Annotated in this window: 21 protein-coding genes; 3 read left to right on the top strand and 18 right to left on the bottom strand. The window is 39.9% G+C overall.

Going from position 1 to position 24,873, the window contains the following annotated elements; all coding sequences use genetic code 11:
* From ACK2WI_RS09545 to ACK2WI_RS09525, 5 genes are all read right to left on the bottom strand, one after another.
* The gene (locus ACK2WI_RS09545) at nucleotides 1-909 is read right to left on the bottom strand and encodes an ABC transporter ATP-binding protein (protein ID WP_093097683.1); all 909 of its coding nucleotides are present in this window, start codon (nucleotides 907-909) and stop codon (nucleotides 1-3) included.
* Between the two features lie 7 nt (nucleotides 910-916).
* Entirely contained in the window at nucleotides 917-1,819 is a 903-nt protein-coding gene (locus ACK2WI_RS09540; protein ID WP_409150544.1) for an HlyD family secretion protein, read from the bottom strand.
* 5 nt (nucleotides 1,820-1,824) lie between these two features.
* Entirely contained in the window at nucleotides 1,825-3,120 is a 1,296-nt protein-coding gene (locus ACK2WI_RS09535; RefSeq protein WP_409150543.1) for a TolC family protein, read from the bottom strand.
* Between the two features lie 54 nt (nucleotides 3,121-3,174).
* On the bottom strand, nucleotides 3,175-3,804 hold the full coding sequence (locus ACK2WI_RS09530; protein ID WP_409150542.1) for a TetR/AcrR family transcriptional regulator: 630 nt from the start codon (nucleotides 3,802-3,804) through the stop codon (nucleotides 3,175-3,177).
* Nucleotides 3,805-3,918: 114 nt separating this feature from the next.
* Nucleotides 3,919-4,389: a hypothetical protein gene (locus tag ACK2WI_RS09525; RefSeq protein ID WP_409150541.1), complete on the bottom strand. Its 471-nt coding sequence runs from the start codon at nucleotides 4,387-4,389 to the stop codon at nucleotides 3,919-3,921.
* A 116-nt stretch (nucleotides 4,390-4,505) separates the two neighbouring features.
* Here ACK2WI_RS09525 and ACK2WI_RS09520 point away from each other — a divergent pair, with 116 nt between their 5' ends.
* The gene (locus ACK2WI_RS09520; RefSeq protein ID WP_409150539.1) at nucleotides 4,506-6,533 is read left to right on the top strand and encodes a M3 family metallopeptidase; all 2,028 of its coding nucleotides are present in this window, start codon (nucleotides 4,506-4,508) and stop codon (nucleotides 6,531-6,533) included.
* A gap of 38 nt (nucleotides 6,534-6,571) precedes the next feature.
* Here the strand turns inward: ACK2WI_RS09520 and rnhA are convergent, their stop codons facing one another.
* The 3 genes from rnhA to lon form a co-directional block, all read right to left on the bottom strand.
* Nucleotides 6,572-7,078 (bottom strand): ribonuclease HI, encoded by a 507-nt coding sequence (gene rnhA / locus ACK2WI_RS09515; RefSeq protein WP_409150538.1) that lies wholly within the window; start codon nucleotides 7,076-7,078, stop codon nucleotides 6,572-6,574.
* A gap of 55 nt (nucleotides 7,079-7,133) precedes the next feature.
* On the bottom strand, nucleotides 7,134-7,667 hold the full coding sequence (locus ACK2WI_RS09510; protein WP_093095069.1) for an aromatic acid exporter family protein: 534 nt from the start codon (nucleotides 7,665-7,667) through the stop codon (nucleotides 7,134-7,136).
* 173 nt (nucleotides 7,668-7,840) lie between these two features.
* Nucleotides 7,841-10,303 (bottom strand): endopeptidase La, encoded by a 2,463-nt coding sequence (lon, locus tag ACK2WI_RS09505; protein ID WP_093095067.1) that lies wholly within the window; start codon nucleotides 10,301-10,303, stop codon nucleotides 7,841-7,843.
* A gap of 324 nt (nucleotides 10,304-10,627) precedes the next feature.
* On the opposite strand from lon, the gene ACK2WI_RS09500 reads away from it, so the two are divergent.
* The gene (locus ACK2WI_RS09500) at nucleotides 10,628-11,296 is read left to right on the top strand and encodes a tetratricopeptide repeat protein (protein ID WP_093095065.1); all 669 of its coding nucleotides are present in this window, start codon (nucleotides 10,628-10,630) and stop codon (nucleotides 11,294-11,296) included.
* A 60-nt stretch (nucleotides 11,297-11,356) separates the two neighbouring features.
* On the opposite strand, the gene ACK2WI_RS09495 is transcribed toward ACK2WI_RS09500, so the two are convergent.
* The 5 genes from ACK2WI_RS09495 to ACK2WI_RS09475 all read right to left on the bottom strand — a co-directional run bounded on the left by ACK2WI_RS09495 (nucleotide 11,357) and on the right by ACK2WI_RS09475 (nucleotide 19,057).
* On the bottom strand, nucleotides 11,357-11,884 hold the full coding sequence (locus tag ACK2WI_RS09495; RefSeq protein ID WP_409150536.1) for a helix-turn-helix domain-containing protein: 528 nt from the start codon (nucleotides 11,882-11,884) through the stop codon (nucleotides 11,357-11,359).
* Between the two features lie 72 nt (nucleotides 11,885-11,956).
* Complete coding sequence (locus ACK2WI_RS09490) at nucleotides 11,957-13,468, bottom strand: NAD(P)H-hydrate dehydratase (RefSeq protein ID WP_409150534.1); 1,512 nt, start codon at nucleotides 13,466-13,468, stop codon at nucleotides 11,957-11,959.
* 60 nt (nucleotides 13,469-13,528) lie between these two features.
* Nucleotides 13,529-15,793: a prolyl oligopeptidase family serine peptidase gene (locus ACK2WI_RS09485; RefSeq protein ID WP_409150533.1), complete on the bottom strand. Its 2,265-nt coding sequence runs from the start codon at nucleotides 15,791-15,793 to the stop codon at nucleotides 13,529-13,531.
* 64 nt (nucleotides 15,794-15,857) lie between these two features.
* Nucleotides 15,858-18,389, bottom strand: a complete 2,532-nt coding sequence (locus ACK2WI_RS09480; RefSeq protein ID WP_409150532.1) for an ABC transporter permease — start codon at nucleotides 18,387-18,389, stop codon at nucleotides 15,858-15,860.
* The gene (locus ACK2WI_RS09475; RefSeq protein WP_409150530.1) at nucleotides 18,386-19,057 is read right to left on the bottom strand and encodes an ABC transporter ATP-binding protein; all 672 of its coding nucleotides are present in this window, start codon (nucleotides 19,055-19,057) and stop codon (nucleotides 18,386-18,388) included. The genes ACK2WI_RS09480 and ACK2WI_RS09475 overlap by 4 nt, the downstream gene beginning before the upstream one ends.
* A gap of 41 nt (nucleotides 19,058-19,098) precedes the next feature.
* Here ACK2WI_RS09475 and ACK2WI_RS09470 point away from each other — a divergent pair, with 41 nt between their 5' ends.
* On the top strand, nucleotides 19,099-19,785 hold the full coding sequence (locus tag ACK2WI_RS09470) for an arylesterase (RefSeq protein ID WP_409150529.1): 687 nt from the start codon (nucleotides 19,099-19,101) through the stop codon (nucleotides 19,783-19,785).
* Nucleotides 19,786-20,795: 1,010 nt separating this feature from the next.
* Here the strand turns inward: ACK2WI_RS09470 and ACK2WI_RS09465 are convergent.
* The 5 genes from ACK2WI_RS09465 to ACK2WI_RS09445 form a co-directional block, all read right to left on the bottom strand.
* Nucleotides 20,796-21,245, bottom strand: coding sequence for a hypothetical protein (locus ACK2WI_RS09465; RefSeq protein ID WP_409150527.1), 450 nt, complete (start codon nucleotides 21,243-21,245; stop codon nucleotides 20,796-20,798).
* Between the two features lie 227 nt (nucleotides 21,246-21,472).
* Nucleotides 21,473-22,219: a phosphate ABC transporter ATP-binding protein PstB gene (pstB, locus tag ACK2WI_RS09460; RefSeq protein ID WP_093095052.1), complete on the bottom strand. Its 747-nt coding sequence runs from the start codon at nucleotides 22,217-22,219 to the stop codon at nucleotides 21,473-21,475.
* Nucleotides 22,209-23,066, bottom strand: a complete 858-nt coding sequence (gene pstA / locus ACK2WI_RS09455) for a phosphate ABC transporter permease PstA (protein WP_093095049.1) — start codon at nucleotides 23,064-23,066, stop codon at nucleotides 22,209-22,211. Before pstA ends, pstB begins: the two co-directional genes overlap by 11 nt.
* Complete coding sequence (gene pstC, locus ACK2WI_RS09450; RefSeq protein WP_409150525.1) at nucleotides 23,056-23,946, bottom strand: phosphate ABC transporter permease subunit PstC; 891 nt, start codon at nucleotides 23,944-23,946, stop codon at nucleotides 23,056-23,058. The genes pstA and pstC overlap by 11 nt, the downstream gene beginning before the upstream one ends.
* Nucleotides 23,936-24,811, bottom strand: coding sequence for a substrate-binding domain-containing protein (locus ACK2WI_RS09445; RefSeq protein WP_409150523.1), 876 nt, complete (start codon nucleotides 24,809-24,811; stop codon nucleotides 23,936-23,938). The genes pstC and ACK2WI_RS09445 overlap by 11 nt, the downstream gene beginning before the upstream one ends.
* Nucleotides 24,812-24,873: the final 62 nt, after the last annotated feature.

Below are 24,873 nucleotides of genomic sequence, written 5' to 3'. Positions count from 1 at the left end.
TTAGTTCATTAGATTAATGAAACAATCTTCGATATTCGGTTGGATATCATCGATAATTAAGCCTTGATGGTTTTGATTTTCCAAGGACTTCAGCAGCATTTCCTTAGCATGGCCTTGATCTTCTTTAAAACTGATATGGTGGTATTCACCAAAGGCATTACAAGTTTTGATATTCGGATTATTCCTGAGATCAACCAATAATTTACCCATATTATTAGCCTTGATGGCATATAATGGGTCTGGATACTGTTTGATGATTTCTTCAGGAGTTTCAACGCTCAGAATCTGACCATTTTGGATCAAGGCAATGCGTTCGCAAAGGGTTGCCTCGTCCATATAGGGTGTTGAAACCAAGATCGTGATCCCTTGGTCCTTTAGCCTTGCCAGCATTTCCCAAAATTCTTTGCGAGAAACAACATCTACACCTGTTGTAGGTTCATCCAAGAACAAGACCTCAGGTTTATGGATCAGAGCACAGCACAGTGCAAGCTTCTGTTTCATCCCGCCAGACAATTTACCTGCTCTTCTATCCTTGAATGGTTCGATCTGCACATAAATATCCTTGATCAGGTCATAGTTTTCTTCTACGGTGGTTCCAAAAACAGAAGCAAAGAAATTCAAGTTCTCTTCAATGGTCAGGTCTTGGTACAAAGAAAATTTACCAGGCATATAGCCTACTAGCTTACGGATCTGCTTATATTCCTTGACAACATCCAAACCTGCAACGGTTGCAGCACCTTCAGTGGGCATCAAGAGTGTAGTCAATATCCTGAAAATACTGGTCTTCCCGGCGCCATCTGGACCGATTAGACCAAAGAGCTCTCCCTTTTTTACAGAAAAGTCAACATGGTCCACTGCAGTTAGGGCACCTTTATTGTAAGTCTTTACCAGATCAACTACTTGCACCATATCCATATCAGATAAACTTTATTTCAGCGTACATGCCAATCTTATACCTTCCGTCGTTCTTTACCTTGATCTTGATGGCATAAACTTGATTAGCCCGCTCATCCTTGGTCTGTATGGTTTTCGGAGTGAATTCCGCCTTACTGTTTATCCATGTAATGATACCTTCGGCAGTATGGTAACCACCGTTTCCATCATCGGTCAACACTTGAACCTTTTGATTAAGTTTGACATTTGGAAGTTGATTGCCCGTAATATATGCCCTCAGGATCATACTGGATAGGTCCGCGATTTTATACAAGGGTTTCCCCATACCGGCAGTTTCATTTACTTCGGCATATTTTGTCAAGACTGTCCCTTGAACAGGGTTTACAATTTTAGATTTCTTTAATTGATCTTCCAATTGGTAGATCTGCACTTCCAATGGCACTACCTCTTTTCCTATGCTTTGATTTGAAATCGAAAGACTGGATTGTTGTGCATCCAATTGCCTGTTTAATAGTTTTATCTGCGCATTGATATCATCCAACTGCTTTGGAGTCGCCGCATCACCAGCAATTAAGTTCTGTGTCCTGATCTTTTCTCGTTCCAGGTGTTGTATCTGTTCCTTGATGGCAGAAAGCTGGACAGGAATATTAGGTTTTCGACTTAAACCTGCTCCTACCTGTGCTTCCAATTGGCGTTTTTTAAGATAAGTCTGCACCGTATCTATATAACCTATTTGCTGACCTACGGCTAATTGATCCCCTTCTTCAAGATTAAATTCCTTGATGGTTCCATTTGCTTCTGCAGATATGATGGTCTCTATCGCTTCAAAGCTTCCTGACGCATCAAAGGTATCTTTATCATTTTTACAGGACCCTAAAGCCAGTATTCCAGTACCTAGGAGCAAATATATTTTTAGTCTTTTCATTATGATTAATTTTCTGCTTTTCCAGTTGTTGTTTGTAAGTTATATTGAGCCATTAATAATTGCACTTCATGTAGGGCCAAGTTCTGTTTCGCTTGTTCAACTACATTCACCGAAATGAGGTAATCGTTGCTAGTTGCTGTTCCATAATTCAACTGGTTCAAAGTAGAATTTTTCACCTGTTCGCGAAGGTCGATTATCTCTTGATCGGTTTTTAGCAGCTCCTGATACTTAGACAACTCCGTTTGTTGTTGATTCAGATTCATTTTTGTGTTGAACAGGAAAGTTTCCTCTTGGACATCCAATATCCTTTGATTGTTCCTTATGATATTCTTCTCATTTTTCTGGGTATAGAAACTATTCAGGTTCCAAGCCAAACGCAATCCAGCAATATAAAACCCTTGAGTTTCCGGATTCAGCATATTCAATGCCGGCTGGCCAACACCACCTTGAACGAAAAGGCTAAATTGAGGCAAGGACTTATTATCAATCAATTTATTCTGAACATCTAAAGATTTTCTCTGGAGGGAAAACAAGGTTTGTTCCGGCCTATGGATTTCATTGTTCAGTTGCAATGAAGAGGGAGTCTGTAATCTGGCTTTAGGGTCTAGCTTTTGTCCGATCATCACTCCTAGAACTTCCAAATAAGCTTTTTTGTTAAATTCCAATTCTGTAATTCGCTGATCAGCTTTTAGTTTTTCCCCTTTCAGATTACTCGCAGAGCTCCTAAGCGCAACGCCATTGGCTACTGCTGTTTCCATTTTTTCAATTCCGCTCTGTAGGTCTTGGATACTCAGCTCGATCTGTTCTTTTTGCTTTTCTAAGAGCAATATGGCAAAATAGAGATTGTTAATCCGTTCTTTGAGCTTGTACATTTCTACCTCAACCTTTTGGTTTTCTACCGCAGTGTTGGCATTCAAGCTTTCTTTTTGGTCCTTAAGATTCACTAAACCTGTTAAAGATTGTGTCAGCTCCGCATAAACCTTATATTGACTCTTACTAATGGTAGGAATTTCCATATTAGGAAGCTTAATAGGCATCGATGTAACATCCGATTGATGGGTCGCCTGCCCAGCAACAGTCAACTGCGGCATCACCGCCTTTTGGGCATTATCCAAGGAAAACTCATTAGTTTTCGAGATAAGATCTTGCTGCTTGATTAAAGGATAATTTGAGCGGGCTAAGCTGTAGCATTCCTCTAAACTTAAGTTACCCGCCGTAGTTTGAGCAAACGCGAAGCTAATTCCTAGCCCCGTAAATAGAATAAAACTTAAAACTTTCGTAAAGACATTTACCTTAATCATATATTTTAATATATTGATTTAAACAATTGACCAATTCATAGATAAAAAAATAGACTATGCTTTAAACATAGCCTGTACCCAAATGGGAATCAACTTCTTACGCTCTTCCATCAAGGCAGAAAATTCTTGATTATTAAGACCAGTTCCGCTCATGATCATAGGCTGAGCAATAAAAGGAAACAGGACCATACCCAGAACATTCATTATGAATTGGATCGGACTAACCTCTTTCAGGGTTCCTTTCTTGATTTCCGCATCCAATTGTTGGGCAAAGAAAGATTCACCCAATATTTCGCGGACTGGAATTTTCTCTAAAATATTATTGACATTGTTGCGGATTTCACTCACAATAAACCCAGGGATCTCGGGCTTATCCTTGATTGAATCGATATAATGCTCTGCAATGGCACTCACCTTCTCCAACAAGGTAGACTCACGGTCATTCAATACCATGACCAGGCCTTTAACAAACTCACCTAATGTTTCCAACATAATGAGTTCAAAAAGCTTTTCCTTACTTCTAAAATAATAGTTTAAAAGGGATAAGTTGATTCCTGCTTCATCAGCAATATCTCTAGTCCGGGTCGCTGCAAATCCTTTCTTATGAAATACGATGCGGGCTGCTTCTTTTATTTTTTCTTCGGTTGATGTATCTAGTTCTTTCTCTTCCTTCTTATTCGTCATTGTGCTTTCCACTTGAGATTGCACAAAGATAAGAACATTTACGTTAATTGAACAAACATTTTAATCAAATGACCAAACTTTTTAAATAAAATCAACTAACACCCCTGTAGAAGCTTATTTTTTATGTAAAATCATCCCATGATCAAACCTCAAACTATCTATATTTTTGAAAACAAACTTCGAATCAATCTCTTCCACATCGCCAAAACCTTCGATTAATCCTTCAGGAACAATGCCAAAAACTGTTTCTCTTACAGAGTTCACTCCCTCTGACATAAAACTGTATTCACCAACCAATAAAGAGTCTTTGATTACACCTCGGAACTCACCATTGTTCTTATCTTTTTCTTGGAAATTATAACTTAAGTGACCCACCAAAGAATCATTTTGGTTTTTTAAATCCAGCAATATGGTATCTCCTTTTGCTTCAAACACATATTTTCCGACCAACTCTGTCGCAGTCCAATCATTATCCACAGAATCATTTTCCTTGTTGCCTTTCGCCTCCTGTCCTGAATTATTACAAGCACTCATGCTTATCAACAGAACCGGAACAACAAATAAGGACTTCGCGATATTTCTCATGTTTTTGTTTTTTATTGTTATAACAGCATAATAATACGTAATGTTTCCGTAAAATCTTGATAAATGTATATTCAGGACACATTTCCACTAGAATTATATTTGTAACTTTAAATACTATGAATATTCTGACAAAGTCTTTCGAGACGAATTACAATACTGCTCCCTTTTCCCAAATCAAAAACGAAGATTACGTTCCGGCATTTCAAGAAGCAATCGCTGAAACGAAAAAGGAAATTGAACGGATCGCTTCTAATCCCCAACCTGCTACTTTTGAAAACACCATCGAAGCGCTTTCCTTTTCAGGATTGCAATTGGACAGGATCTCCAATATATTTTTCAATCTCCATTCTGCGGAAACGAATGATGAATTAGAAAAAATTGCCGTGCAAGTAGCTCCTATGTTGGCAGAATTAAGCTCGGACATCACCTTGAATTACGATCTATTCCTAAAGATCAAGGAAGTATATGACCAAAAGGAAAACTTAAACCTGAGTCCTGAACAAGACACGCTCCTGACTAAAAACTACAAGGATTTTGTTCGAAATGGCGCCCTACTTTCTGATGAAAAGAAGAAGGAACTTCGTGAAATAGACCAAGAAATGTCTGTGTTGAAATTAAATTTCGCAGAACATGTATTGGCGGATACCAATGCTTATCAATTACATATTTTGAAAAAGGAAGATCTAGATGGGCTTCCAGAATCTGTAATTGAAGCCGCTCATGAGCTTGCCAAAGAGGAAGGAAAGGAAGGTTGGATATTCACCTTGGATTATCCAAGTTATATCCCTTTTATGACCTACGCAAGCAATCGTGAATTGAGAAAGGAATTAGCAATTGCTGCCGGTAAAAAGGGTTTTCAAGATAATGCCAATAACAACGAAGAAATTATCCTAAAAATAGCAAAACTAAGACATCAACGTGCTAAGTTATTGGGTTATGATTCCCATGCACACTTCAAATTAGAAGAACGCATGGCACAAAATCCCAATACCGTTACGGCATTCTTAAATGACCTGCTTGCAAAAGGCAAACCCGCAGCATTAAAAGAATTTGATGAACTGAGCCAATATGCAAAGGAAAAAGATGGCTTAGTCCATTTAGAGAAATGGGATGGCAGTTATTATTCCGAGAAATTGAAACAGGAACGTTTTAATCTAGATGACGAAAAATTAAGACCTTATTTCAAACTCGACAATGTATTGAACGGAGTCTTTGAAATAGCTCATCGTCTTTACGGTTTAAATTTCAAGGAAATCCAAAATATAGACAAATATCACCCAGAGGTGCAGACCTATGAGGTGAGCAGCGATGATGGCAATCTTGTAGCAGTCTTCTACGCCGATTTCTTTCCTCGCAAAGGAAAGCGAAATGGAGCATGGATGACCTCTTACAAATCGCAATACATTAAAGATGGTCATAATGAAAGACCACATGTATCCATCGTCTGTAATTTTACAAGGCCTACCTCGAGTAAACCATCTTTATTGACGTTCAACGAGGTTACAACCTTGTTCCATGAGTTTGGCCATGCCTTGCATGGTATGTTGGCCGACAGCACCTATCCTACGCTTTCGGGCACTTCCGTGTATTGGGATTTCGTCGAACTCCCAAGTCAGATCATGGAAAACTGGTGCTACGAAGAAGAAGCCCTGAAGCTATTTGCAAAACATTATGAAACAGGTGAGACCATTCCTATGGAATACATCCAAAAAATCAAAGACTCCGCTTCCTTCTTAGAAGGACTGGCAACCGTCAGACAGTTGAGCTTTGGACTATTGGATATGGGCTGGCATGGACAGGATCCTAGCTCCATCAGTAAGGTAAAAGACTTCGAAACCAAACAGTTTGAGGAAACAGCCATCTACCCGGATGTCAAAGAAAATGTGATGTCCACTTCATTCTCCCATATCTTTGATGGCGGCTACTCTTCGGGCTATTATTCTTATAAATGGGCTGAGGTATTGGATGCAGATGCATTCGACTATTTCAAGCAAGAAGGTATCTTCAATCCAAAGGTTGCAAAGAAATTCAAAGACAATATATTATCTAAAGGTGGAACCGAACACCCTATGAAACTATACAAACAGTTCCGAGGCAAAGAACCATCCGTAGATCCATTGTTGAAACGTGCCGGATTGATCTAAACAATCCATTATAACATAAAAAAAGAAAAAGGCTTAGATTAAATATCTAAGCCTTTTTGCAATTCTGCTTCAAAAACAGAATCTATCTTCCATGTGGATTTATCTTTTGATGCTTTAACAGCCAATTGATCACAGCGTTCATTCAATGGATGTCCAGCATGCCCCTTGACCCAAACTAATTTGACCTGGTGCAATTTATATACATTCATCAACCGCATCCATAGATCTTTATTCTTCTTTCCCTGAAATCCCTTTTTTATCCAGCCATACACCCATTTTTTATCGATAGCGTCGATTACATATTTCGAATCTGAAAAGATGGTTACATGCTGATTTAGGTTTTTCAAGGCCTCCAAACCAATAATTACTGCGAGCAATTCCATCCGGTTATTGGTTGTTTTCCTAAAACCGCCCGAAAATTCCTTTTCGATGAGCTTACCTTGAAATTCAGGATTTGAGCCTTGATATATTGCCCTTAGGATAGTTCCATAACCACCAGGACCTGGATTTCCGCTAGATGCGCCGTCAGTATATAATTCAATCATTGGCGTAAAAATAATGAATTAATTGTTAGTGCTGGCTTAATATTGCAACTCGCTGTTAGGCAGGCTCTGTAAACACTTTGTATTTATCTCGCAGGAATTGGATCAGGCCCGAAGAGACGATCACTATGGTCAAACCTATTATACAGCCAAGGCCAGTAGATAGAGCACGATAGATTGGAGTATATGCTATTTGGGTATGATGTGGTTCAATCATAATGATCAACAGAGCCACAATTGCCACCCTTGCCATATTCAGGATCTTGAATCCCCAACAAAGAAATATCGTCAGCACGATACCAGTCATAATAGAGTACACCGATTTGGGCAATAACCATACACAGGCCATTGCAACGACAGAACCAACAAAATTGGACTTGAAACGTTCTATGGAAAGTCGTTTGGAATCCTTTTCCTCAGGTGAAATAACTAAAATAATGGATAATAATGCCCAGAAGATCTCAAACTGTTTAAACCTTAGATACAATAAGTAACCCACGACAAAACCAATCAGACACCGGATGATATAAATTAAAAGAGGTGAGGTAATAACCCGCTTGACAAACCTCGCTGTATTACTGTTGAGATTCATTGCCGCAAAAATACTGTTTATTAAATTATAATTAAAATTAACCTTACAAGATGGAATACTACTGACAATTCTACCTGATTACCAAACACTAAAGATTTATTTCCCAGCTTTACAGAACATAAAAAAGGCACAATTCTGAATGAATTGTGCCTTAGCTATTATGCAATTTAGTATTAGTAATTCTCTCGATTTAATTGTTTCGCATTCTTCACTTTTTCATCAAGAAGTGCCAATTTAACAACCTCACGCATTTCAGTAACATAATGGAAATTCAAATCCTTGATATAATCTTCCTTGATTTCCAAAATATCCTTTTGGTTGGATTTACTTAAGATAATATCCTTAATATTTGCGCGCTTAGCAGCCAAGATTTTCTCTTTGATCCCTCCTACTGGCAACACCTTACCACGTAAAGTGATCTCACCGGTCATAGCCAATTTAGGTTTTACCTTATGCTGGGTAAACAAGGATGCTAAAGCAGTCAACATGGTAATACCAGCTGATGGTCCATCCTTCGGAGTAGCACCTGCAGGCACGTGTATATTCACGTCCCATTGGTCAAACACTTTAAAGTCAATACCAAACTCATCTGAATGCGATCGTAAGTAAGCCATTGCAATTGCTGCTGACTCTTTCATCACATCCCCTAAGTTACCGGTCAAACTCAATTTCCCTTTACCCGGACTCAAGCTAGACTCGATAAACAAGATATCACCGCCTACGGAAGTCCAAGCCAAGCCAGTTACAACCCCAGCAATATCATTGTTTTCATAAAGATCTTTGTCAAAGATTGGAGGCCCCAAGATCTCTTCCACATCCTCGGCAGAAAGGTTATGATCATAAGGTTTTTCCATCACAATCCTTGTCGCAATCCCTCTTACGATCGAACCGATTTTCTTTTCCAAACCACGAACACCCGATTCACGCGTATATTCTTCAATGATTTTTTCGATCATCTTCGGTTTCAAAGAAATATCCTTTGCTTGGATACCATGCATTTCCCTCTGCTTAGGCAGCAAGTGTTTCTTAGCGATTTCAATCTTCTCCTCAATGGTATAACCATTGACTTCAATAATCTCCATACGATCCAAGAGAGCTGGTTGCACACCGCTCAATGAGTTGGCAGTAGCAATGAACATCACTTTGGATAGATCATATTCCATTTCTACATAATGATCATAGAAGTGGGTATTTTGTTCCGGATCCAGTACCTCCAATAGAGCTGAGGATGGATCACCTTTAAAATCAGAACCAATTTTATCGATTTCATCCAATACAAACACAGGGTTTGAAGCACCTGCTTTTTTCAGGGATTGAATAATACGACCCGGCATTGCGCCGATATAGGTTTTCCTATGTCCTCGGATTTCAGCTTCATCGCGGATACCTCCCAAAGCCATACGAGTATATTTTCTTCCCAATGCCTTGGCAATGGATTTTCCTAATGAAGTCTTTCCTACTCCTGGAGGCCCTACCAAACACAAGATCGGAGCTTTCATATCATTTTTCAGCTTCAATACAGCCAAATACTCAATGATACGTTGCTTCACTTTCTCCAGCCCGTAATGGTCTTTGTTCAAAACCTTTTCCGCTCTTGCCAGATCAAAATTATCCTTGGTAAATTCACCCCATGGCAAATCCAAGAGCAATTCCAGGTAGTTTAACTGAACCGAATAATCAGCAGCTGCCGGATTAATACGAGCTAATTTTTCCAATTCTTTTTGGAAATGCTTGCCCACATCATCTCTCCATTTTTTTGCCTTAGCCCTTTTCTTCAGTTCTTCGATCTCAAGGTCTGGAGTATTTCCTCCCAGTTCCTCCTGAATGGTCTTCAGTTGTTGGCTCAGGAAATAATCACGTTGCTGTTTATCTAAATCAATCCTTACTTTATTTTGGATTTGATTCTTCAGCTCCAACATCTGGATTTCAGTCGTCAAATGCTCTAACAATTGTTTAGCACGCTTCACGAAATCTTTAATTTCCAAAAGGTCTTGCTTCTGCTCTAATTCCAAAGAAAGGTTAGAAGAGATAAAGTTGACCAAGAAAGTTGGGCTTTCGATATTCTTGATAGCAATCCCAGCCTCACTCGGTAGGTTTGGCGAAAGCTGAATGATCTGCAAAGCCATTTCCTTAACAGAAGAAATCAAGGCTTTGAATTCTTTACTGCTTGTTTTTGGTTTATCCTCTGGAAATTTCTCTACACGGGCAATCAGATAAGGTTCCGTTTGAACCAGTTCCTTAAGTTTCACGCGTTGCTTACCCTGGATGATCACCGTAGTGTTTCCATCAGGCATTTGCAAAATCTTGATGATATGGGCAACGGTTCCCACTTTGTTCAGTTGATCAAAGTTTGGGTCCTCCACGCTCATATCTTTTTGAGATACAACAGCAATGGTGCGATCCCCTTTGTAGGCATCTTTTACCAGTTTAATAGACTTATCACGACCAACCGTAATTGGAATCACTACCCCTGGAAAAAGAACCGTGTTCCTTAAGGGTAGAATTGGAAGTTGATCGGGAATTTCTGCATTCCTCATTTCGTCCTCATCTTGCTGAGTTAATAATGGAAAGAATTCAGTTTCTTCGTTTATGATAGGTAACGTTTGATTAAAATTGAATGAATCAAATTTGTTCATATGTACATGTCCAGCTTGCCGACATCTTGTCAGACGATCAGCTATTTTTTATTTTAAAATTAATGAACTCATATAGTGCAAGCAAAGTGCCAAGTCCGAATTTTGGTACATTTTATGCTATTATTGTTTGGTATCTGTTAAATCGTCAGTAATCAGCACATTCTTTGTCACCTTTGTGTATAGATTTCTGAAATAATTAGAGGCAATATACAAAATGTGGAAATGTTTATAACTATTGATTGCGACGTTAAACTATTTAACAGATTTTTACTCTATTAGTAGGAGTGTGAAAATTTACAGGGAAAACAACATAAAAATTCAGACATGAAATTAAATAACTTGAATACACAGATGAAGACGATTAAGATTGGGTTAGCTACTGTTGCTTTGGCATTAGCTACGATGGGTGCACAAGCACAAGAAAAACAACACAGCGATCCAAATGTACGTGCTGGTGAAAAAGCATTGTTGGATGGTGATTTTAAAACAGCTGCAACTCAATTCGAAAAAGCATTACCTAATGCTGGAAACGAACCTGAAGTTGTGTATTTATTAGGTTACTCTCAATTCCAAAACGGTGATTACAAGAAAGCTATCGCTAACTTCAACAAAGTAATCTCTTTGGATGCCAAAAATACTTCTGCTTACTACTACAAAGCAAAAGCTAACAACAATATGGCAGTAAACAAAGAATTGAAATTGAGTAACCAAGAACGTGAAGCTTTATTGAAATCAGCTACTGCTGACTATACCAAAGCGATCGCTATCAATGCAAATGACGCTAAATTATATCAAAACCGCGCTATTGCATACCGTGACTTAGGTATCTTGACTGGTACTAAGGGAGCTGCTAACTACAATAAAGCAACTGCAACTGACGCTTACAACAAAGCGATTACAGACTATGAGAAAGTATTGACTTATGATGCTTCTCGTAAAGATATCCAAACTGAAGTTAAAAAAGCTACAGTTTACCGTGATAACCTTAAATAAGAATTAAACAAAACAAAAAGCTCGCAAATTGCGAGCTTTTTTTGTTCTATACCTTTTAGGCTAAACCAACTGTTTCTTATAAACCGAAGGACTCAGACCTGTTGTCTTTTTAAACTGATTACTTAAATGCGCAATACTGCTATACTGCAGTTGAGCTGCAATCTCCGCCAATGTGGCATCATAACTCAACAACTCCTTCACTTTTTCTACTTTTAGCTTGATCAAATATTTTTCGATACTCTCCCCTTGGATTTCCGAGAAAATACTGCTGAGATAAGAATATTCTAAATTAAATCGCTCCGATAAAAAACTGGAAGTTTTAACTAACATCGATTCTCCTGCGTTTAGCATCTCTGAAAGCGCAATTTTCATCTCCTCCACCAACACTTGCTTCCGGTCCTTCAGCACCTCAAAGCCAATCATCTTCAGCTCTTGATCAAACTGAATGCTTTCGGCCTCCGTCAAGGCTCTGCTCAGGTTGATGGAACCTATATTCACATCATCAAAAGGAACATCCAATCTATTCAAGATCTGTTCAACTGCCATTACGCAGCGCGGACATACCATATTTTTAATGTGAATTTGCATTGGATAAAGATAAGGATATTTTACCGGACCTAAATCAGCCCCTCCTCCAATGCTATCATCTGAATTTCATATTTACTCACTTTCATTCAGCAGATTCATAAAGGCAGAAGCCAAATGATCGATCAGATCGCTTGCTATCAAACTGGTCTCTCCTACCCAATCCTTGGCAAAATCTCCCGCAGAACCATGTATATAAACTCCCAGAACCGCTGCATCCAAAGCATTATATCCTTGTGCCAACAAACTGCTGATAATTCCTGTCAACACATCCCCCATGCCACCTGTCGCCATGCCTGGATTGCCAGTTGAATTAAAATAAACCTCACCTGCTGGATTTACAATTGCGCTATTTGCCCCTTTAATGACAAGGATTAACTGGTTCTCGTTACTAAATGCCTTTGCTTTCTCCAATTTATCTAGATCATTCTCCCATTCGCCGATCAAGCGTTTCAATTCCTTAGGATGCGGAGTAAGAATACTATTAGTGGGAAGATATTTCAACAAATGTTCATTTTCAGAAATTATATTTAATGCATCCGCATCCAACACGAGTTTACTGTCTTCAGCAAGCGACTGCAACCAAATACCAAACCCACGGACCGTTTCTTCATCTTTCCCCATCCCAATCCCTACTCCATAAGCCGTAAAATCATCTTGGATCTGAAAGTCAACCAACTTCTCTTCTGAAGAATCCAGTATGACCATGGCTTCCGGAAAACCTATCTGCAAAACATTGTAACCACATCTTGGAATATAAGCAGTAACCAATCCACATCCTGACTTTAATGCTGATTTTGTCGCCATCAAGACCGCACCCATCTTCCCCAAACTTCCACCAATGATAGCTACATGGCCAAAGGTTCCCTTATGCGAATATCTTGACCTCAAGCGTAATAAAATATCCAACATCCCTGCCTCCACATAGCGATAGGAAGTACCTTGCTTTAAGATCGAATTTTCATCCAATCCAATGTCCAAAACTTCAAATTCACCAACAAAAATGGAATTCTCCGGTAATAAAAGTGCCAATTTAGGAAACTGAAAGGTGTACACCTTGCTGGCACGGACAATATTGTCTTCAAAATTGCCTACAGCATCCAGCATCAATCCAGAAGGCATATCGACTGATATAATCCTCCCTTGAAAATCATTGATCTGCTCAATCACCCCGCTCCATTCATCTGATAGTGAAGCGCTCAATCCATAACCAAATAAACAGTCAATTAAAAACCCTTCTAAGGGCAGATCTAAATCATCTTCCAAATCAAAATATTGGATATTTTCCAACTTTGCCTGGTTCAGCTGATTGTCAGCGGTATAGCGATCAGCTTTCAACAAACGGACTTCCACATCATATCCTGAATCCATCAATTGCCTAGCAATCGCTAAACCATCCCCACCATTATTGCCCTTTCCACAGACAATGGCGATTGGAAGTTCCTTAATGATATCAAAATAGTCATCTATGATAGCCGTAGTCACGATACTTGATGCACGTTCCATAAGCTCCCAAGAATTGATCCCTTCATTTTGAATGGTTTCCTGGTCTACAATTTTCAGCTGATCTGCGTTTAGGATTTTCATAACGGAGTAAAATAAGTAAAGCTCCTAAATTTAGGAGCTCTACGAATATATAACAACAGATTAATTTAAATGTTTGTGGAAAAAGCCCATCATGGCTTTATAGAATTCTATCTGATTTTCCTCTTTTCCGAAACCATGGCCCTCATCATACTTTACCATATAAGGAACATCAACACCCTTATCACGTAAAGCTTTTACAATCTGGTCCGCTTCTGCAATTTTCACCCTCGGATCATTCGCCCCTTGAACCACAAATAATGGAGCCTTAATTTTATCTACATGAAATATTGGTGAAACCTCTTTAGCAATTTCCGCCTCTTTGGGATCATCCAGATCATACCACACTTGATAAAGCATCTCTTTGTAAGGTTTCCAATATTCAGGAATGGAACTCATCAAGGTAAAGATATTAGAGACTCCAACATAATCAACCCCCGCTTTATATAAGTCTGGAGTTTTGGTCAATCCCCTTAAAACAGCATAACCTCCATGAGAACCTCCGTAGATAGCCACATTATCTTTATCTATCCAACCTTGGTCAATGACATATTTTATTCCATCTTCCACATCATCCATAGCTTTTCTACCAATCTCCTTGAAACCAGCCTTTAAAAAGTCCTTACCATAACCTCCTGACACTCGGAAGTTCACCTGCAAAGTTGCAAACCCATGGGCAGCAAACAATTGTGCCTCGGGATTGAAACCCCAACTATCCCGAACCCCTTGTGGTCCACCATGTGGATTGACGATCAATGGAACCTTTTTACCTTCCAAGGCTTCTTTTGGCAAGGTTATATAACCATGCATAGTCAGCCCATCCCTTGATTTAAAGGATATCGGACGCATTTCTGACATATCCGCTTCCTTCAACTGCGGCATTAAATCATAAAGCAAGGTGATCTTTTTGGTTCCTGCATCCAAGTGATAGTACTTTCCGTACAGCTTATCGCTTTGGACAACAACCAAATATTGATCTTCCTTATCGGTCTTACCAACAATGGAATATTCATAATTCGGGAATTCTTTCTTAAATAAGGAATATATGCCCTTGAAAGTCTCACTCTTTGGTTCAATTTCTACTTTTTCTCCCTCATATCCCACATAGTCAAGTTCCCAATTTCTATTCCTGGAAAGCCCTAAAATGGTGGCATCATAATCCGGATTGGAATAGATTTCTTTAATCAATTCCTTCTTGCCTAGATCATATAAGACTATCCTTGCCTTATCTGAATCTAGATTAGTCAAAACATAAGCCTCGTCTGGATTCTTGGACGCATAGTTAAAAGACAAAATTGAAAAAGTATCATACCAATTTGTGGTTCCAAACAATTCAAACTCAGTTTTTCCATTTGGTTTATAAAAAAACTGGGTATTGATGCCATTTTGCATCTTGGCATACCCCCGTAAGTTTCCGTCTTTATCAAACTCGTATCCTACGATGGCATTCTCCGGATCTGTATTGGTAAATAACTTTTCCATTTCACCCGTCTGCACATTGACCTTGTACGGTTCGAAAACTTGCTTATTATCCTTGTTCATCTGGATAATGATAATATCCTTCTGTTCCTTCAGCATATTCAGGATCCCTGCCTGAACACCTTCAAATGGTGTAAGGTCAATATTTTTCGTACCATCAATATTGACGGCATATAAATGGTAATTTTCATTCCCGCCTTGATCCATAATATAAACCAGGCGTTCATCATTTACCCAGCCCATCCCACGGATCAGTTCATCCTTCTCTTCGATGGCCCTAACTACTTTACCAGTAGCAACTTCCTTCACCATGACATGACGTTTGTTGTTGGCATCTTTTTCACGGTAGGAGATGTATTTACCATTCGGAGACAAAGCAAAACTGGAGGATTTAGGCTTTGCAAAATAGTCCTCTACCTTATACTTGTAATTTCCATTTCCCAGTTCGATCAATTTCGCCAATTCAGCTTCCGTAGAAACCAAACTTGGATCTCCAGGTTTGCTGATCTTGGTCTTTGCCAATTTCAAAGGAAACTCCATTCCTCCTTGCTTAAATTTCCCCTCGATGGATTCCCCCTTGAGCTCACCTTCATAGGCTATGCCTGCTTGCTCCATCGCTAAATTAAGTTTGTTGTTCTCGAACTTCACCGTAGACATAGGCAATCCCGATGCTCCTTGAGCAGGGACATCCATTGTTGCCGATAAATTTCCATCTTTATCACTGATGTGGAAGATCATCTCCATTTTGGTCCCTTGGACCTCGAGCTCCCCTTTCCAATCACCAGCAACCTGTGCTTTTGTGCTAATCATACTCAAAAGTACAAACAGCAGTGTGAATAATTTTTTCATAATCCATTTTTAATTTGTTAGTGTATAAAATTAACATATTGTTACAATATTTTCGATTAATAATCTATTCTTTTCGCAGAGCTTCTAGGGGAGAACGGTTGATGACTGACAAACTGTTGATCAAACCAATCAGAACCGTCAAGCCAACGATCAAAAACATCAATAAAGCGATCATACCAATGGACGGCACAAATACACTTTCAAATACAAAAATAGCTAATAAGTAACTCGCTAGTAGCGAAATAATAATTCCAGTCAATGCAGAGAGCAAGCCTAAAAACAAATACTCGCTAATGGTAATTAAATAGATCTGCTTTCTACTCGCTCCCAAGGTCCGTAACAGGACATTCTCTCGAATCCGCTGGAACTTGCTGATCCGCACAGAAGATATCAATACAATGATCCCCGTTAGGATACTGAAGGCCCCCATAAACTGAATGATGAAAGCAATTTTATCTAAGATTTCTTGCAAGACCGTCAAAACCGCATTCATATCGATCACGGAAACATTCGGATAATTATTGACGATCTTCTGTTGAAATTTACTGGATTCCAATTCTGTTGGCACCTTGGTCATCATCAGATAAAACTGCGGGGCTTTATCAATACTTCCCTTTGCAAAAACAACCCTGAAATTAGACTGGAACCGATTCCAGTCCACCTGTCGGATACTGCTCACTTTTGCAGGAATGATCAAACCTTGAACATTAAAGGACAACCTATCTCCTACCTTTACCTTGATATTATCCGCATAATTCTGATCCAAGGAAACCAAAGCTGTATCATTACTGCCTACAGTTCCAACCCATTTGCCCGATGTAACCCTTTCAGAAGCTGTTAGTGAGTCTCGATAGGTAGCACGGATCTCTCCACGAAAGGCCCTAGAAGAAACTTCCTGGCTGGTATCTGCGACGACATCCTTCAGCGTTACGCCATTTACACTTTGCAATTGCATGGTAACTACCGGAACAGATTCTAAGATGGGATAACCCTCCGCTTTCGCCATCTCCGAAAGCGATTCGCGTTGCGAAGGTTGAATGTCAAACATCAGCATATTCGCCTGGCTCTGTTCGGAAGATATTTTCACCCGATTGATCAATAGATCTTGCACCAGGAACATGGTGGAAATCAATGCTGTTCCTAAACCGATGGAGATCATCAATATCACGGTTTGATTATTAGGTCGGTAAAGGTTGGACAAACCCTGGCGCCATAAATACGGCCAACCTTTTGGAAAGAATTTCTTGATCAAATAGGTGAACGCCTTGGCTACGCCATAGAGCAGTAAAAAAGTAATTCCTACTCCAGCTACAAATACCAATGTCTGCACCCAGTCCGCCATTTGAAGCCTTGCAAATCCCGTAATAAAGACCAAGATCAAAAGATAGACCCACCAGCTCATCTTGTCCTTAAACATGCTTTCCTCTTTATCAGAGATCCGAATGGAGTTTAAAGGAGAAATATTACGAACCGCTAATAGAGGCAATAAAGCAAACAAAACTGCAATGACTACCCCCAGTCCTATTCCTTCTATTATGGCAAGCCAAGAGACTCCAGTGGTTAAACTTACCGGGATCACATCTTGCATGACTACAGGAATCAGGTATTGGATCAGAGATCCCAAGATTGCTCCAATTATACCACCGATTAATCCAATGCCCGCAAATTGAACCAAAAAGATATAAAAGGCCTGTTTAGCTGTGGTACCCAAACAACGCAATACCGCAACGGACAATAACTTTTCACGAACGTAGATTTGAACAGAACTTGAAACCCCAATACAACCTAACAATAAAGCCACAAATCCCACCAACTCCATGAAACTCGCCATGTCCTCAAAGGACCTACCGGTGTTTTCTTTAGTGGTTTGTATAGTGGATGCCCTTAACTGCAATTCGGTGATCCTTTTGTCTAGTTTTTCGACCTCCTTATCGACCGCAAAGTTTTTAGGTAATTTAAAATAATAATGGTATTCAATCCGGCTACCTTTCTGTTGCAAACCAGAATTCGCTAATTGTGCAATGGGCACAAAGACAGATGGCGCCATGGCTCCCGCAATGGCAGCTTGGCCAGGTTGTGAAAGAACATTCCCTAGGATTTGATAACTATTGTTGCCAAGGTGAACGGAATCCCTAACCGCAGCATTAAATTGCAGCAAAAGGGAATTCTCTACATAGACCCCGGCTTTATTACCAAAATCCTGATAGCTGTCTGTTGGACTGGTCTCCACTTTGCCATAAAATGGATAGTTACCATCTATGGCACGTACTTGAACCAATCGAGAACCATCAGCCTTAGGAAAACGGATCATCGACATAAACCGTTCTTCCTTCGCATAATCTTCGCTCAAACCTTTCAAAGAGTCAATAAACTTCATGGCCTCCTCTGAAGGTTCCCTTCTGCTTTCCAGCTCCAGGTCCGCCCCTATCAATTCGGCGGCCTGCGAGTCGATATCCTTCTTGAGATTCACATTAAAGGAATTCATCGCCACGAGGGCAGCAATCCCTAAAATAATGGAGGAAATAAAGAGGAATAACCTCGATCTATTTTTACGGCTATCCCGCCATGCCATCAACAATATCCAGCGCCAATTCATTGGATCTTCCCTCCCTTGATTGGAATTATCTTTTGTGTTTTGGTGGCTAAATCTAAGTCGTGGGTCACGATAACCAAGGTAGTGCCAGACTCCTTATTCAATTGGAATAACATATCTTCAATGATGGCACTGGTCTCCGCATCTAGGTTTCCCGTTGGTTCATCGGCAAATAAAATCTTTGGTTTATTGGCAAAAGCCCTTGCTAAGGATACCCGCTGCTGTTCTCCACCCGAAAGTTGTGAGGGGTAATGGTCCGCACGGGCAGAAAGCCCTACCTTTTCCAATAATTCCATAGCCTCCTTTTGCTTATTTCTCATGCCCCGCAATTCCATTGGGACCAATACGTTTTCCAACGCAGTCAGGGTCGGCAATAATTGAAAATTCTGGAAAACAAAGCCAACATGCTCATTTCGAACTTGAGCTAATTTATCTTCGCTCAAACCCGTTAATTTTATTCCGTTCAGAATGATGTCTCCTTCCGAACTCTGATCCAGACCAGCACACAGACCTAATAAGGTTGTCTTTCCGCTGCCCGAGGGACCTACAATAGAAACGGTAGAACCTTCTTCTATTTCGAAATTGATATCATTTAAAACTGGAATTTTATGGTCTCCGATTTGATAATTCTTGAAGACATGCTGAACTTGTAGGATCATAGTAGATGACATATCTAATAAATTTATAGATTATTTTTAATTAAATTAGCTTTATGAATCACATCAAATCCTTAATATCAGCCGTTTTCGTTGTTTTTTTACTTGCATCTTGCAATAATTCCAGGCCACAGCAGAATTCCCAGGCTCCTTCAGACAGCACATCGCAGGATACAGCCAAAACAGAAAGCTCTAAACGTATCTTGTTTTTTGGTAATAGTCTGACCGCTGGACTAGGACTTGATGATCAAACAGAAGCTTTCCCCGCCTTGATCCAGGCAAAAATCGATTCCTTGGGTTTAGGCTATACTTGTATCAATGCTGGCCTGAGCGGTGAAACCTCTGCAGGAGGAAAAGATAGGATCGACTGGCTCTTAAAGGATAAGATTGATGTATTCATACTAGAATTAGGGGCGAATGATGGCCTTCGTGGAATATCTCCTGATGCCACATATCAAAACCTCAACGAGATTGTCAACAAAGTCAAAAAAGCCTATCCCGATTGTAAACTTGTTCTTACCGGTATGATGGTCCCACCAAGCATGGGTGACCAATACTTTAAGGATTTCGCAGCCATATTCCCCAAATTAGCCAAAGAACAGAATATGACCTTAGTGCCCTTTCTGCTCGATAAAGTTGCCGGAATCCAAAGCCTTAACCAAGGCGATGGCGTCCATCCCACAAAAGAAGGCCAACAAATCTTAGCAGAAAACGTCTGGACACATTTAAAAACGATATTGTAGGAATGTGGGTTCGAAGGTTATCTGCTGATTTGAACCAGGATTAATGGGATGCGGAGTTCTGCTCCGCTCACCCACCGGATGGACCAAGATCTGGGTTTGAAAGTGGCCTCCAAGACTATATTTGCCCACAATTCCGTAGGGGCGTATCGCATACGCCCGCCGCATATATTGAATAAATAAAAGGTTTGCATTGGCGAACAGTTCCTGTACCTTCGGTACAAGATGACAGGACATGAAAGTGAGGAAACGTACAGATTCTTCACTGATCGTTCAGAATTGAAAATGACCCAGAGAGAGAGATTCAGAGTAAAACGAAGAATCTATTTTTTATTTTTTTAAGGATCATTGTCATTCCGCTATCGTAAGATGAGGAAACTATTTCATGATATAAAAGTGGCCTCCAAAACTATATTTGCCCACAATTCCGTAGAAGGGGCGTATCGCATACGCCCGCCGCATATATTGAATAAATAAAAGGTTTGCATTGGCGAACAGTTCCTGTACCTTCGGTACAAGATGACAGGACATGAAGGTGAGGAAACGTACAGATTCTTCACTGATCGTTCAGAATTGAAAATGACCCAGAGAGAGATTCAGAGTAAAACGAAGAATCTATTTTTATTTTTTTTAAGGATCATTGTCATTCCGCTATCGTAAGATGAGGAAACTATTTCAAGGTAGGAAAGTGGCTTCCTAGACTATATTTGGCCACAATTCCGTAGGGGCGTCTCGCATACGCCCGCCACATATATTGAATAAATAAAAGGTTTGCATCCCACTGGTGGAGGGGCATCATAACTCCGCTCACCCGACGACCAAAATCATCCCGATAGTTTAGCGGAGTCGAAACCCGGCACAGGATTTTGGTGATTTTAATACGCCCGCTGATTTAGACCAGGATTCCTTCCTACGCTATCCTTCCACTGTCCCCCATAAAAAAAGGATTCCCATTCCGGAAATCCTTTAATTAAAAAATTTAAAAAACAACTAAAATTTGTATTGAAACAACCTTATTTAAGAAAAACTTGTTGGTGTAATTGGTTGATATCGATATCAGGGAACTGCTTATCAAAATCAATTGCCATATCCAAAGAATCCAATTGACCATCAGCATTGGAATCCCATTCCATGGAAACATAATATTTAATGGAATCGCCTTCTTGGACTTCTGGCTTGATCATGGTTTGATGATCCATCGGGATTTCAAAATCCACTGTGAAGGGCACCTGTGCAGCCTCAAATTCTACCTCATCTATCATAGTTGCTGATACATCGGCCACATTGGCTGGAACCGCAAACAACTTCACTTTTCCTTTGGTATTCTGGATTACAGAATCTTGTTGACCAACAAATTCAACGGTCAACAATTGGGGTCCTTTGACAACTTCTCCTGATCCCTTCAGGCCACAGCTACTGAAGAACAAGGCACAAAGACCACAAAAAACGATTAATTTTCTCATAACTTAATTATTTTAACGGTTAAATATAGTTTAAATTCTAATAACTCAAAGAAAGTTTTATTAGTTTAACAAAAACCTAACATAAATGTTTTTTTGTTTTTTTCCATAAGTCGCTGAGGAACAGAATTAAGCCCATAAAAAAGGAGAACCTTGATTTGCCGCAGCAAATCAAGGTTCTCGCAAGGATAATTTAATATATAAACGGAGCGGAAAAATATCTCGTCTAACTAGCCAAATTGGCCTGTGATATAATTGGCGGTTACCTCATTGACAGGATTACCAAAGATCTGCTTGGTCAATCCTTCCTCTTTCACTTCACCCAAATACATAAACACTGTTTTGTCGGCAATACGTTGCGCCTGTTGCATATTATGCGTTACAATGACAATCGTATATTTTTCTTTTAAGTGCATGATCAACTCTTCGATTTTCAAGGTGCTCACCGGATCCAGTGCCGAACACGGTTCATCCATCAAAATTACCTCAGGACGAAGAGCTACCGCACGTGCTATACATAAACGTTGCTGTTGACCACCTGATAACCTGGTTGCAGGCATTTTCAAATCATTCTTCACCTCTTCCCATAAGAATGCTTCCCGCAAAGCCTTTTCAATAATGGCTTTATCATGCGGCAAATTATTGATCTTTAAGCCATAAGCTATATTCTCATAAATACTTTTAGGAAATGGATTCGCCTTTTGGAACACCATCCCGATTCGCTTTCTGATTTCCGTAACAGGAACTGCTCTGGAGTAAAGGTCTAGGTCCTCCAATTTTAAAGATCCTGTGATCTTGGCATCAGCCGAAAGGTCATGCATTCTATTGAAAGAACGCAATAAAGTACTCTTTCCGCATCCTGATGGCCCAATCAAAGCCGTAATTTCATTTTCAGCAAACTGCACGTTGACATTATTCAGCACATGCTTGGTACCGAAACTGATGTTTAGATTTTCTGCGGATAACTTAGTTTTCATTTTTTCTGTACTTATAACGAATATAAAATGCGGTCAGGTTCAGCAAGAACACCACAATGATTAAGACAAGGGCCGTTCCATAAGCTATTGGGCGGACTTCGTCAATGGATTGATGCTGGGTTGACAACATATATAGATGATATGGCAAAGCCATAAATTCTTGGTTGATATAGGCACTGGTACCATTGATATAGAATGCGGCTCCAGTAAATAAAATGGGAGCTGTTTCCCCTGCGGCCCTGGACAAGGTCAATACCACACCGGTTAAGATTCCTGACATGGCGGAAGGAATGATTACGTCTTTGATGGTTTCAAATTTCGTAGCTCCTACTGCTAAAGCAGCTTCACGGGTTGAATTTGGAATACGCATCAAAGCCTCCTCTGTTGTAGTAATGATATAAGGCAAAGACAACAGTCCTAATGTTAATCCGGCAGCAATTAAAGAAGTGCCAAAATGCATGGCCTGTACAAATAACGCCAGTCCAAAAAGTCCATAAATAATCGAAGGAACCCCTGAAAGGTTACGGATGGAGGCACGAATGGTCCTAGTCAACCAACTATCTTCCGCATATTCCTGAAGATAAATGGCACAGGCAACGCCAAATGGAATGGAAAATAAGGCCGTAATCAAGGTCAATAACACCGTTCCGATAACTGGCGTTAAGATCCCGCCCTTAGTCATACCATCAGATGGCACTTTCGTTACAAAATCCCATGATAATTGGCTAGCGCCTTTGGATACGATCTCCCAAATCACCACCACCAGGAAGAAACACACCAACAAGGTACTGGTCAATAAAGTACCCCATTCTATGATACTTGATAATCTAAGTGTTCTACGCTGCATGATATTTTCTGAATCGGTTAATAAAATATTCGCCTAACATATTTGCTGCAAGTGTCATAATGAATAAAACGGTTGCAATGGCATATAATGCGAAATAATGTGTCGTTTGATAAGGAACCTCTCCCATTTCAATTGCAATGGTTGCGGTCATGGTTTTCACGGAATCAAACATACTGGTCGGTAAGATGGAAGCATTACCTGTGGCCATCAATACGGTCATGGTTTCACCGATCGCCCGGCCCACGCCTAGCATCACGGCGGCAATAATACCCGGAGCAGCTGCTGGAATAACCACTTTGCAAAGGGTCTGCCATTTAGTAGCTCCTACCCCGTAGCTGGCTTCTTTATAAGTCTTCGGCACCGCATGAATAGCATCCTCCGCGACCGTAATAATGGTCGGTAAAGCCATTACTGCCAATAGTATGGCACCATTCAAGGCATTTAAACCATTGGAAAGATCAGCCAAACTCGCAATTCCTGGGCTCACGACCACGATTCCTAAGAAACCGATAACCACCGATGGAATTGCAGCCAGCATTTCAATAGCTGGTTTCAAGAAATTCTTCAACTTCGGACTTGCATATTCAGCGATAAAGGCAGCTGTACCAATCCCTAGTGGAATGGCAATCAACATTGCCCCAAAAGTTACGATCGTGGTACTAATGATTAATGGAAGCATTCCGTATTTGGGATTCTTTCCAGTTGGGTTCCATTCCATACCCGTGATAAAATCCAAAGGCTTGACATCCAAGAAAAATGAAATGGAATTGTAAATCAACATGGCCAATATTCCGCCCAGTAAAGCCAATACCAAAAACCCTGTGGCCTTGAAAACGAATTTGAAAAAAACGTCCAAGGATAATCTTGCTCTATATTTCATTTTTTTGATTTTCTAAGATGTAATAACCATGGTCTTCAATCAATACTCTACCTGCAGGGCTGCGCTCGAAATTGATAAATGGGCGTACCTTTTCCCATGATTTTGTCAGGATAAATTGGTACAAGGGTCTCTGAAAGTAATAAGTCCCGTTATTGATGGCATCTTGGTCCAAAGGTGAAATGGAATGAGATGCTTTATCCTTTTTGATTTTCAATATTTTTATTCCTTGAGTTTCTTGTGGATCTGGAGAAACATAACCAGCTCCTACATAACCTATTCCAGTCTTATCCGCTTTGACACCTTCAATGATCTGCGCATTACCTGTCATTTCCTTTGCCGTATTGGCAAATTCAATCTTCAGCTTCTTTTTTACAAAGGAATGGGTACCGGAGCTACTCTGACGACCATAAATATTGACTGGATAATCAACTTCGGATACTTCCGACCAATTTTTTATGCTACCATTCATGATTTTTGCCAAGGTTTCAACATCTATGGAATCCATCGGCAAATCCTTATGGACTATAAATGCGGTCGCATCTTCGGCAAAAACAACGGTTTTGATATCGATGTTTTTGTCCTTGAATTGCTGCACCTCTTCTTCAGACAGTGGTCTGGAAGAATTGGCAATATCGGCCTGACCATTCATCAAAGAAGTAATGCCCAATCCTGATCCTCCCCCAGATATAGCAATACTGAAAGTTGGATCCAGCTTGGTGAATTTCTCTGCAAGATTAACCGCTAAGTTGACCTCCGTATCAGAACCCTTCATCTTGATGGAGTTGGAATTATTACTACATGAATAGAAAAATGTAGTACCTAACAAAGTTAGGATTGGGAAAATGCGAATTATACTATTTCTCATCCCCACAAAAATGAAGATTAAGAATTAACAAATTATTAAGCCAATATTAACGAATATGCATA

Origin of the sequence: Sphingobacterium sp. BS-2 (assembly GCF_046161205.1) — a bacterium.
In the GTDB taxonomy this organism is placed as follows: Bacteria; Bacteroidota; Bacteroidia; order Sphingobacteriales; family Sphingobacteriaceae; genus Sphingobacterium; species Sphingobacterium mizutaii.
Note: the sequence above shows the minus strand (reverse complement) of the source record. Positions and strands in the feature narration are given on the sequence as shown.